This window comes from Embleya scabrispora DSM 41855, assembly GCF_000372745.1.
Lineage (GTDB): Bacteria > Actinomycetota > Actinomycetes > Streptomycetales > Streptomycetaceae > Embleya > Embleya scabrispora.
Window position 1 is genome coordinate 1 of the sequence record NZ_KB889591.1, and the last position, 10,619, is coordinate 10,619.

Sequence of the window (10,619 nt, forward strand, 5' to 3'; positions counted from 1 at the left end):
CGTCAACACCCGTACGAAACGCATCATGCGGCAAATGCACGGACGGGCAGGATTCCACCTCCTCCGCCGCCGCATCCTCCTCCCATGACCACCACAGAGAGCTACCACCGAATGTGAGACAGAGCCGAACTTTTTTTACAGTCCCGCCCTCGACGGTGTGTCCGGGTACGAGTTCGTTGAGGCTTCCACCCGCTTCGGTATGCAGTCGTACCGAGGCGAGTATGCGTTGCCATTCCAGGGGCCACCGCCGGGCGGGGTCCTGGTGTCCGGTGGGGTTCCAGTCGGGGTCGATCTCGGCCAGGTGTTCCCACTGCTGCGCCCAGCGGTCGGGGTTCTTGCGGGTTTCGAGGGGGCGGCGGCAGTTGGCGAGGAACTGTCCGACGGGGTGGTTGTTGACGGTGGCGGTCTTGGGTGCGGCCAGATGGCCGTGGATGGCGAAGTACGCCCGGTACATGGCGAGTCCGTCCTCGAACGCGGCGTCGTCGACGCTCCACACCATCCCCAGTGCCTCGAGCATCTCGATCCGCCGCCGGCTGATCGCCCCGACCGACCACGCCCTGCGTTGTTCGCTGATCCACGCCCCCAAGGGGTGGCTGGTGCCGCTCTCGATGTCGTAGTCGATCGCCTCGAGCGGCACGCGCAGGTCGCCGTGGATCGCGCGCCAGCGGCGGGCGGCGAGGTAGCCGTGGCGCCAGTCCCGGCGCTCGGGGTCGATGACACGCAACCGTACGAACTCGGTGAGCAGCGCGGGGTCGTGTTCGGTCATGAACCGCACGAGGAATCGCTCCTCGCTGTCGTCGCCCACACCGTCGTCCTCGGGGCCCTCGTCGGCGGTCTCGCTGTCGTCGCCTTCGCCTTCGGCGTCGTCTTCCGCGTCGGCGAGGGACGCGTGTCGGTGGCGGGTGCCGCTGGGTGCGGGGGTGGCGAGCATGTCGAGGACGCGGCTGTCGTGGGCGGCGAGGGCGTGCAGGTCGGAGACGAGCATGTCGTCCGGTTTCTCGTCGGCGGCGAGGAAGACGGGCACGATGATGGTGGCGTCGCGGCCCTCGTGGGGTTCCTGGCGCAGGACGCGGCCGATGGCCTGGACGATCTCGATCACGCTCAGCTTGGGGTCCATGAACGTGACCACGTCCGCGCGCAGATCGACGTCCTCGGCCAGGACGCGCACGTTCGACAGGACCGCCCGCCGCGTCACCGCCCCACCGGTCGCGGGGAGTTCGAACAGGGCGGGGGGTTCGCGGTCGGTGTGGGCCGCGAACTCGCCCAGCACCCGCCGCTGACGCTCCGCCTCGTGCTCCCCGCACAACCAATCCGCCCACACCGCTCCGGATACGTTCCCGGGTCGCTCTCGTGCAGCCGCTTCGCGACATCGGGCAGGGTCTCCGCACACGCCTGGGCCTCGGCGGTCCGCGCGTGATAGGCGATCACCGTGCTCAACCCCAACTCGGCCGCCACCCGCAACACCGCCGCCTGCAACGCGGCCAGGCGCGCGGCCCGGTACTCCTCGGCCTCCTCCAGACTGCGCCGGCCCGGGCCCCGGTTGAGGTCGATGTCGCCCGCTGCGGCCAGGTCCCGGACGGTGGGGTCGGCGACGTCGACCACCACGATGCGCGGCCTGGCGAGCAGCCCGAGACGGCACCCGGCCGCGAGTTCCAGGCGGTGGACCGTGGGGCCGTAGATCGCCTCGTCGTCCATGGACGCGATCGTTCGGGCGGGCATCGACGAGTGGATCGGGCGCCCCCCACGTATCCGCGCCGGCCGCGCACCGTCGTCGTCCTCGTCTTCGGGGTTGTTCCGGTTGTCGAAGTCCTCGTCCTCGTCGGCCCGGTCGTCCCGGTCGGCCCCGTCGTTCTCGAGGTCGTCGGTTGCGGTGGTGTCGGGGTCGTCCCAGACGTCGTCGTCGGCGTCGAGGGGCAGGCGGCCGGTGTCGCCGCGGCCGGTGCCCTCGCCGTAGGCGCTGACGTCGGCCGGCTCCCACACCCGCGGGGTCGCGGTGAGGTACAACCGCCCCAGCGCGGGCGGGACCCGGTCGTCGTGCACTTCGATCCGGTAGCCGACATCATCGCGGACAGCGGGGCCGGCGACTCGCGAATGCACGCCCGCCCGGGAACGCGTTGCTCGTGTGGCCTACCGCTCAGTCCACGTAGCGCGCGGTCGGCGGGGCCGCGTTCGGGTCGGACAGGTTCGTGGCGAGCCACTTCCGGTAGGAGACCAGCCACGCGCTGTCCGCGCCACCCGCGCGGTAGTCCTCCAGGATCCCATTGACCCGTCGGACGAGGTCGGTGTCGTTCGGATTCATCGCGACCCCGTACAACGTCTCGTCGAGGCGTGGCTCCAGAACGCGGATCATCGGATCCTGCGCGGCCAGTCCCGCGGCGAGCGAACCGTGTGTGAGAATCGCGTCGGTCTGTCCCTCCTGTAAGCGCATCAGGCAGTCGAGATGGTTGTCGGCAAGGTCGACGATCGCGCCGAGGTTCGCCTGCGCCAACAAGTCCACAGCCGTGGTGCCGGCGCCCACGCACACCCGCCGCCCCCGCAGCCCCGTGTCGAAGGCCCGGACGGGCGACCCCTTGGGCACCACCAGCTGCTGGCCACTGCGGAAGTAGACGGTGGAGAAGGCTACTTCGGTCATGCGCTGACACGTGATGGTCATCGTCCGCACCATCACGTCGACGTCTCCGGCCCGGATCCGCGCGACCCGCTGCTCGGGGGACGTGGTCACGAACTTGACCCGGGCGCCCGGACCCAAGATCCCGCGGGCGATCGCCCACACGATGTCGATGTCGAAGCCGACGACCTCGCCCGTCGCCGGGTCCACGGACCCCCACAGATAACTGTTGAGGTCGACGCCCGCGATCAGAAGTCCGCGCTGCCGGATCCGTGCGATCGCCGGCCCGTCGGGGCCCGTCGGCCGCAGACTGGCCCACGGATCACACCCGCGCGGCGCCGCCGACGGCGTGGTGGGCCCCGTCGCTGCCGGCGCCCCGACAACCACCGCAGGCGTCGGGCGCCTCGTGGACGGGGAACCACCGCACCCGGTCGCAGTCCCCATGAGCAAGGCCATGATCAGACACCCGACTGCCAGCCTCACCGGCTGTACGCGCATCGCGCGCCACGTCCTCCCTGTACGAAGCCCGTCCAAGGTGCCGCGTGCACGATCCGCGCACGGCCCCGGGCTCGATCGACACCATCCTCGCGTCCCGACGGGCGTCAGGTGTGGGTATCTCCCTACGCATCCCCTGTTCCACTGCCACCTCGCTACCCGCTGTGCAAAATCGGTGAGCGACTCGACACCGCCGAACCGATTGCGGAGGGCGACATCCGGCCCGTCGGGCAGCAGGGTACGCATCCGGAACTCGGGCCAGAGCCCAGTTGCGGGCGTCGAAGCCGGTTCGACGAGGTTCACGCCGGCCGCCCCGCGGCACACGAGCGCCTGCTCGCCCGCGACGTGGCGCCTCTGCACACCGACCGCGACCTGCTTCGCGATCGGCCTCACCCTGCCCACGTCCGACCTCGGCCAACGCGACCTCCCCGACGCGCTGACCCTGTGGACCGGCGACGGCTCCGTCGCCACCATCCACGCCGACGGCACCAGCCGACAGTCCGGCCCGCGCCGCCTCGCCGACGAACTCGTCGACGTCCGGCGCGACTTCGAGAACGCCAGCAGACCCGGGCGTGAACACCACCGACTCCGGATCGACCCCCGTGGACGCCACACGGCCTCGTTCACGCCCACCCCGTAGCCCATGAACCCGCCGGCGCCCGGGACGGCGAGCAAGGCCATCACCCGCACCGAACATGAAACCGGTCGGCGTGGCGACCGTCTCGAGGAAAGTTGCTCCGTCGTCCGCACCGAGGTCGTCGATCGACCGCGGCAATCGCGTGTCGGGGACATCTGATGGATTGGCCGTCCGCGGTTCGCGCGGACGAACGTGACCGCGGGCGGGGTGCCGGCGTCGTGGCTCTTCCCTCGCGTCCGGCGGTTGCTCGATGCAGTGGCACCTCTCGTTGATCGCGGTCGACAACCCGATGCTTCTCTACGAGGCGGACGACTGGGAACCCGACTCGGGCGAAGGCCCCCACGATGGCCTGCGCCATGCGACGTCACTGCGCGGGTGGCTGTGGACCCGGGTCGAGGGCGGCAACGTCCGGGACGAAGTCCTCAACCCCTGACGTCCCTCGACCGGCCGGTCGGTCTCGTCGCCGCGATCGCGGAGCCATGCGCGGGCCTGCCGGCGCTCTTCGACATCGGCCTCATCGGGGCCTCGCCGCGCGATGTCGGCCCGAACCGGCAGGCTCGGCCCACTCGCCGCCCGGCTCGTCCGTGCCCGGGACCGAGGACCGCCGGGAGGATGACGCATGAGTGTCGGTCACCAGTCGTACGCGTGGATCAACGAACCCGGACTACCGGTCTACTACCGCATCACCTTGGTCCGGGGTCTGGAGCCGGACGAGGTCCTGCGCCGCTTCGGCGCCGATCCACGCACGGCGAGGTCGATGACACTCGAGGAGCGTTCCTTACACCCGCAATCGTGGCAGCTGGTCTGCGTGCACGACCTCGGCGGCTGGACCGTGGCGATCGAGGACGACTGGCACGATGGCCCGGGAGCGAACGCGGCGGCTGCGCTGTCGGCCGGGACCGAACTGGTCACCGTGTACACCAACGTCCTCGCGCACCACCGCTTCACCCACATCGTCGACGGGGACGTTCGCACCGACTTCGACGCGCTGGACGCAGGCACGCGCTTCGGCAGCCGGCCCGACCGCCTGACGGACGCCATGCGCCGGATCGGCCTCGACCCCCGCCCCGAGTTCGACGACCCGGACGACGAGCCCGAGTACGTCGTCCACGCGGCCGCGATGCTGCTCGCCCTCGCCGAGGAGGTGACCGGCGTAGCCCTGACCGCCGAGATGCTGAGCGGCCCGGCACTCACCGCCGCGGTCCCTGAACCGGCGACGAACGGATGGAGCACGCCGGGCAGCAGAGAGATCAGAGCACACTGAGGCGTGGCTTTGCTTCGCGTCGGCGTCGGCCCGGTCGCAAGTCGTGTGCGCCATCACCCACCACGGCCCTGGCCCCGAACGCGAACGAAACGGGTGGCTCCAGGCGTCCGGTCTCGCTACCGTGCCGGACGTGGATTCTCGTGAGCTCGAACCGGCCCGGCCTTCAGCGAACGACACCGCCCTACTGGCTCACGATTCCCTGTTCGTGGAGCGCCTGCGGGCACTCGGCCCCGAAGGCGAGGGGGACTTGGCACTGGACTTGTTGCGCGACGCCCACGACATGCTCTCCGACCCCGGTCAGCATCACCGGCCGTACGTGATCGCGCAGTCCGTCTGCCGCACCGCGATCGAGTGCCTGATGGACCTCGGCGGCACCAACCACAAGGCACTGCTGGCCGCGCGCAACGACCTCACGAAGTCGCTGAAGCCGATCTTCCAGCCGAACGGGTCACGCAAGGTCACCAAGCCACTGGCGCGTCTGCTCCTCGCTCTGGACGCATTCCCCGAGATTCCCGACGATGCGTCCACCGACGACGGCCTGTGGGACGCTCTGACCTCGTTGCATCGCTCTCGTACCAGCTACCGAGCCTCGCTGCCTGATCTTGCGCACGCCCAGGCCCTGGAGCAGGTCGTCGACGTGCTGGACGGGCTGGGGCAGATGCCAGCGCAGCTCACCGGTAAGGACCGCCTCACCACGGTGCTGCGGGAGCTCCACGCGGTGCGCATCTCCCCGGGCTTCCGCCGGGACGCGGAACTCGATCGGCGGTTGGAGTCCGTGGGTTCCGCATACGCGCGCGTGCTGGAGATGGAGAACGCCCAGGGATCGAGACGCATTCAGCAAGTCACGGCGCTGGTCCGGGATTTGACCGGCCGGGAGCCCGGGGCTGGTGAGCTCAAGGCCTACAAGGCGTGGTCGGACTACTACCAGAGCGCCTCCAAGATCAACGCCGGGAACGACGGCGAGCAGGGCGAGGATCCGGGTCGCGCGACCGCGGGGCCTCCCGGGGCGTGGACACCACAGGGTCCGAAGCCGCCCGGGCTCGCCTGACGCCGTGGCGCCGTGTCGGGACGAGCGGTCGCATGGTCGATCTACCAGCGGGCGGCTTTGTCGTTGGCGTATCGAATTGACGCCATTCGTGCGCAGAAACCATGAACTATGCGCCCTCTCGTGCAGGAGCGAGGGGCGCATGTCAGACGCGTCGCGCCTGGGTGGCTATGACGTCTTGAGTTGGCCCCGGCGGGACGCCTTGAATCGGCCCCACCCGGGGGGCGCGTTGGAGTGTTCGGGGGTGGTGTCGGCTTGAAGTGGCCCCGGGCGGGGTCTTGCGGTGGGACGCTGACTGTGTTTCACCGGCTTGGGGGACGCCGCCATGTCCTTGTCGAAGGAAGAGCTCTTCTCGCGCATACGTCACGACTCGTGGCGGGACGGTTTGTCGGTGCGGGCGTTGGCCCGCAGGCATGGTGTCCATCGCCGTCTCGTCCGTGAGGCGTTGTCGTCGCCGGTGCCCAAACCGCGCAAGCGTCCGGTCCGCAAGTCTCCTCGGTTGGACCCGTTCAAGAAGACCATCGACGACTGGTTGCGCGCGGATCTGGACGCGCCGAGCAAGCAACGCCACACGACCAGGCGGATCGTGGCCCGGCTCGAGCAGGAGCTCGATGCCCGGATCTCGTATCCGACGGTGCGTGACTATGTGACGGCCCGGCGCCCGGAGATCGCGGCCGAGGCGGGGGCGCCGGCCGAGGGATTCGTCGTTCGACACAACCGTCCGGGAGCGGACGCGGAAGTCGATTTCGGTGAGCTGTGGGTCGATCTCGGCGGGACGCTCACCAAGTGTTTTCTCTTCGCGTTCCGCATGGCCTACTCGGGCAGAGCGGTTCACAGAATCACCGTCTCGTGTGGGCAGGAGGCATTCCTCGAAGGGCACGTCCACGCTTTGTCGGTTCTCGGCGGGGTGCCCGGCGGTCAGATTCGCTACGACAACCTCACCCGGCAGTGAGAAGGGTCGTATTCCACAGCCGTTCCCGGGACGAGAACCCCCGATGGTCCGCGTTCCACCGGCATTACGGATTCACTCCCTTCTATTGCGAGCCGGGTCTGCGTGGCGCCCACGAAAAGGGTGGGGTGGAGGGGCAGGTCGGCTATTTTCGCCGCAACTACCTCACTCCCGTTCCGAAAGTCGCTTCTCTGGAGGAACTCAACGTCCGTATCCGCGAGTTCGAGGCGATCGAGGAGAACCGGCGGATCGGGTTGCGCATCCGCACGATCGGCCAGGACTTCCTCCACGAGGCCGGCCTGCTGATGAGCCTTCCCGACGACGCCTTCGAGACCGGCCTCGTCCTCACACCGCGGGTCGACCGCTACGCGCTGATCACCGTGCGGATGTGCCGGTACTCGGTCCCGGCCCGTTTCATCGGCCGCAAGGTCTGGGTGGTGTTGCGTTCCACCGACCTGGTCGCCTACGACGGACGTGTCGAGATCGCACGACACCCCCGATTGACCGGTCGGGGCGGGGAACGCCTCGTCCTGGACCACTACCTGGAGGTGCTGCTGCGCAAGCCCGGCGCGTTGGCCGGTTCCGAGGCCTTGGACCAGGCTCGCAAGGAAGGTTCCTTCACCGCGGCCCACGAGGCTTTGTGGGCGGCCGCCAAATCCGAGCACGGCGACGGGGAAGGCGCAAAAGCCCTGGTCAACGTTCTCCTGCTGCACCGACACATGCACCATCAGGACGTCGTCGACGGCATCCGGGCGGCGTTGGCGGTGGGTTCCCACACCCCGGATGTCGTCGCGTTGGAGGCCCGCAAGGCGGCCGAGGGCCGCAACAGGTCGCCGACGGTCGCCGCCGAGTCCCCTCGCGCGGCCCCGCCGCCGGTCGCTCCGGACCCGCAGGAGCGGGTGACCAGCCTGACGATGCGGCGGGTCGCGCAGCTTCCCGGCGACGTCCGGCCGCCGCCCGTTCTGAACGACTGGGACCAGTTACTGCGGCTCAACCGGAAGGACTCGTCATGACGATCCCGCATCACAGCCTGACCGAACCGGCCTCGAACGCCGCGATCGACACCGCCTGCCGCGTCCTGCGTCTGCCCACGATCCGCGGCCAGTTCGAGGCCACCGTCTCGCGCGCGGAACGCGAGCATCTGTCCTACCGGGGGTTCCTCGCCGAGCTGTTGATGGCCGAGTGCGAGGAGCGCGACCGCCGCCGGTCCGAGCGGCGGATCCGCGCGGCGGGGTTCCCCAGGCAGAAGTGGCTGACCGATTTCGAATACTCCGCCAACCCCAACATCCGACCGGCGCTGGTGAACAACCTCGCCACCTGCGAGTGGATCCGCAAAGGCGAACTGCTTTGTCTGATCGGCGACTCCGGCACGGGAAAGTCGCACCTGTTGATCGCACTGGGAACGGCCGCGGCGATGGCCGGATACCGGGTTCGATACGCGCTCGCGGCCAAACTCGTGAACGAACTCGTTGAAGCGGCCGACGAGAAGCAGTTGACCAAGACCATCGCTCGTTACGGACGCGTCGACCTTTTGTGCATCGACGAACTCGGCTATCTCGAACTGGACCGCAGGGGTGCCGAGATGCTCTTCCAGGTATTGACCGAGCGGGAGGAGAAGAACAGCGTCGCCATTGCATCCAATGAATCGTTTGGAGGCTGGACGAAAACGTTCACGGACCCGCGTCTGTGCGCGGCGATCGTGGACCGGCTCACGTTCAACGGCACGATCATCGAGACGGGCACCGAATCGTATCGACTCGCCCACACCAAAGCCCGGATGCAGGCGAATGCTTCGGCGTAGTCACCCGTTCGGCGGTCGGCTCCGCTTCCCCATCCACTCGCGCACCGACGACGCGCGGTCCATCCGGGCCGCGATCTCGGTTTTGGCCGGCGCGTCCAGCGTCTCGGGGAGTTCCTCGAAGGCGGCCGGTCGAACATCGAGCAGGCTCAGGATCTGTTCGCCGGTCCGCACCGACAACAGCAGTTGGCACCTCCACTGCGGGGTGACCGCGGGCCGATGTTCCAGGCGGTGTTCGAACATCGGATACAGGTGGTGCACGGCGTCTTCGGTGACGTGCCGCCGCAGCCAGTCGACCGACAACCTTTGGCTGAACCCGTAATCGGCGGCCTCGCCTTCCAAGCGGAGCAGTTCCGGGGTCCCGATCGCCCGGATCGTTCGCGGGAGGACAGCTGTCACGGGCCGATCATCCCACCGAACCGAGCGACCCCGGAGCCACGTCAAGCCAACACCCGGGGCCACTTCAAGACGTCACCAACCCCGGAATCACCCCCGGGTGGGGCCGATTCAAGGCGTCCCGCCGGGGCCAACTCAAGACGTCATGGCCACGCAGTCCAGCGCTGACTCCGATGCCTCACCCAAGCCGGTGAGCGGTTGAGTTGGGCAGATGGGTGGTTCGCCTTGCCTTCAGTCCGTCTCGCGCGGAATGGCGGCGATGCCGGCGCAGGCCAGGACTGCCGTGGCCGCAGTGTTGAGGAAGAGCATGAACGTCCATGCTCCATCCGGAGTGTTGATCTGGCCCAGGCGAAGAAGTTCGTCGTCTGCGCGTTCGAGGATGTCGACGGTCTCGGCGAGGCCGGGTATCGCGTGCTCCGGCTTTCGCTGCCGCATTCGTCGGAGCCGAGTCCGGTAGGTGTGCGCGTGCCGGTTGGCGGGGATGAGGCAGTCCCAGACGACGAATCTGCTTTCGGAGAGCAGGGCCTCGCGTGCGAGGGCACATGCCGCGGTCTGCTCGGTGAGCATGGTGAGGAGGTCGTCGCGTGTCATACGCCAACCCTGCCGGGCCTTGCTCAAGTGGCCAACCGAAGCCCCCGACCACACGCGCCGACTGCTGACCGGCCGGCCCCCGAGAGCAGGCAGCACACTGGTCCGGTGGCAGATGCATCCGAACGAGGCAACGTGACGTTCTCGGCTCCCGTCGGCTCGATCGACCTGCCGGCCGAGGCGGAGGACGGCACACCGTACGAGATCTGGCCGTGTCCCGATTGTCTTCCGTGGCATGCGGAGGTCATCGGTACCGGCGACCGGGTCGTGGTGCGCGAATGGCATGCGATCGACTGCCCGCAGTTCCAAGAGGTGGTGTCGAACGGCGACTGAACTTCGCCGGGGCTCGCCGCCGTGTCCTGCGGCAGGTCGTCGAGGCTCATGCCGAGCCGGCCCCGCACGTCGGTCCACGCGTCGCCGATCTCGCTTGGGAGGACGATACCCGTCGATGACGACGTCGACGGCCTCGTCGACGCCAGGAACACTCGGGCGTTGTCGTCGGTGTCCGCCTGCCGGCGTTTGCGATCGAGTCGCACTCTCGGAGCGAGGGGACCTGTCATCATCAGCCGATGGCGTCGAACACGCTTCTCGCGGCCGTGCGCGACCTCCTCGACGGCATCACGGCGAGCATTGCCGTCGGACACCGGCATGTCGACCTCCCGAGTGTGTGCGAGGTGCTCGGGTTGCCGGCGCCCCCGAGCGAGGGCACCAAACGCGAGCGCATGGCCGCAGGCTTTGCCGCCATGCACGACGACGACCTGCTCGTACTCGCCCGCAACATCCTGGTCGGCCATCCACTCGAGCCGTCACGGCGCAACGAACTCCAGGACCTGGTGTGG

General features: G+C 68.8%; 10 protein-coding genes and 3 pseudogenes. 8 read left to right on the forward strand and 5 right to left on the reverse strand.

The genetic code is table 11. The features are described from left to right. Nucleotides 1–358 precede the first annotated feature (358 nt). From A3IC_RS72960 to A3IC_RS68440, 3 genes and pseudogenes are all read right to left on the reverse strand, one after another. Nucleotides 359–1,117: pseudogene (locus A3IC_RS72960) on the reverse strand (helicase associated domain-containing protein); the annotation flags it as partial. 74 nt (nt 1,118–1,191) lie between these two features. Next, on the reverse strand, nt 1,192–2,040 hold the full coding sequence (locus tag A3IC_RS68435; RefSeq protein ID WP_020549779.1) for a hypothetical protein: 849 nt from the start codon (nt 2,038–2,040) through the stop codon (nt 1,192–1,194). 94 nt (nt 2,041–2,134) lie between these two features. Next, nucleotides 2,135–3,349 (reverse strand): glutamate ABC transporter substrate-binding protein, encoded by a 1,215-nt coding sequence (locus A3IC_RS68440; protein ID WP_321184110.1) that lies wholly within the window; start codon nt 3,347–3,349, stop codon nt 2,135–2,137. Here A3IC_RS68440 and A3IC_RS68445 point away from each other — a divergent pair. From A3IC_RS68445 to istB, 6 genes and pseudogenes are all read left to right on the forward strand, one after another. After that, nucleotides 3,279–3,743 (forward strand): hypothetical protein, encoded by a 465-nt coding sequence (locus A3IC_RS68445; protein WP_158695865.1) that lies wholly within the window; start codon nt 3,279–3,281, stop codon nt 3,741–3,743. The two genes, A3IC_RS68440 and A3IC_RS68445, sit on opposite strands and share 71 nt — an antisense overlap. A 247-nt stretch (nt 3,744–3,990) precedes the next feature. Continuing rightward, nucleotides 3,991–4,173 carry a hypothetical protein gene (locus A3IC_RS53350; RefSeq protein ID WP_020549783.1) on the forward strand — a complete coding sequence of 61 codons (183 nt, stop codon included), beginning with the start codon at nt 3,991–3,993 and terminating at the stop codon, nt 4,171–4,173. 186 nt (nt 4,174–4,359) lie between these two features. Beyond that, nucleotides 4,360–5,004 carry a DUF6461 domain-containing protein gene (locus tag A3IC_RS62020; RefSeq protein WP_020549784.1) on the forward strand — a complete coding sequence of 215 codons (645 nt, stop codon included), beginning with the start codon at nt 4,360–4,362 and terminating at the stop codon, nt 5,002–5,004. Nucleotides 5,005–5,134: 130 nt separating this feature from the next. After that, complete coding sequence (locus A3IC_RS0109285) at nt 5,135–6,052, forward strand: hypothetical protein (protein ID WP_158695866.1); 918 nt, start codon at nt 5,135–5,137, stop codon at nt 6,050–6,052. A 322-nt stretch (nt 6,053–6,374) separates the two neighbouring features. After that, nucleotides 6,375–8,011 (forward strand): annotated as a pseudogene (istA, locus tag A3IC_RS64475) (IS21 family transposase). Further along, entirely contained in the window at nt 8,008–8,799 is a 792-nt protein-coding gene (istB, locus tag A3IC_RS0109295) for an IS21-like element helper ATPase IstB (RefSeq protein ID WP_020549786.1), read from the forward strand. The pseudogene istA and the gene istB overlap by 4 nt, the downstream one beginning before the upstream one ends. On the opposite strand, the gene A3IC_RS0109300 is transcribed toward istB, so the two are convergent. Then, nucleotides 8,800–9,195 (reverse strand): hypothetical protein, encoded by a 396-nt coding sequence (locus tag A3IC_RS0109300; RefSeq protein WP_020549787.1) that lies wholly within the window; start codon nt 9,193–9,195, stop codon nt 8,800–8,802. A gap of 228 nt (nt 9,196–9,423) precedes the next feature. Next, nucleotides 9,424–9,783, reverse strand: coding sequence for a hypothetical protein (locus A3IC_RS0109305; protein ID WP_020549788.1), 360 nt, complete (start codon nt 9,781–9,783; stop codon nt 9,424–9,426). Between the two features lie 105 nt (nt 9,784–9,888). Here A3IC_RS0109305 and A3IC_RS0109310 point away from each other — a divergent pair, with 105 nt between their 5' ends. Next, nucleotides 9,889–10,113 (forward strand): hypothetical protein, encoded by a 225-nt coding sequence (locus A3IC_RS0109310; protein ID WP_026218055.1) that lies wholly within the window; start codon nt 9,889–9,891, stop codon nt 10,111–10,113. Nucleotides 10,114–10,349: 236 nt separating this feature from the next. Beyond that, nucleotides 10,350–10,619: pseudogene (locus A3IC_RS0109315) on the forward strand (hypothetical protein); the annotation flags it as partial.

Coding starts and splice junctions, on each gene's coding strand:
- A3IC_RS68440 (WP_321184110.1), bottom strand. CDS start 3,349: ATGCGTACCCTGCTGCCCGACGGGCCGGATGTCGCCCTCCGCAATCGG.
- A3IC_RS53350 (WP_020549783.1), top strand. CDS start 3,991: ATGCAGTGGCACCTCTCGTTGATCGCGGTCGACAACCCGATGCTTCTC.
- A3IC_RS62020 (WP_020549784.1), top strand. CDS start 4,360: ATGAGTGTCGGTCACCAGTCGTACGCGTGGATCAACGAACCCGGACTA.
- istB (WP_020549786.1), top strand. CDS start 8,008: ATGACGATCCCGCATCACAGCCTGACCGAACCGGCCTCGAACGCCGCG.
- A3IC_RS0109305 (WP_020549788.1), bottom strand. CDS start 9,783: ATGACACGCGACGACCTCCTCACCATGCTCACCGAGCAGACCGCGGCA.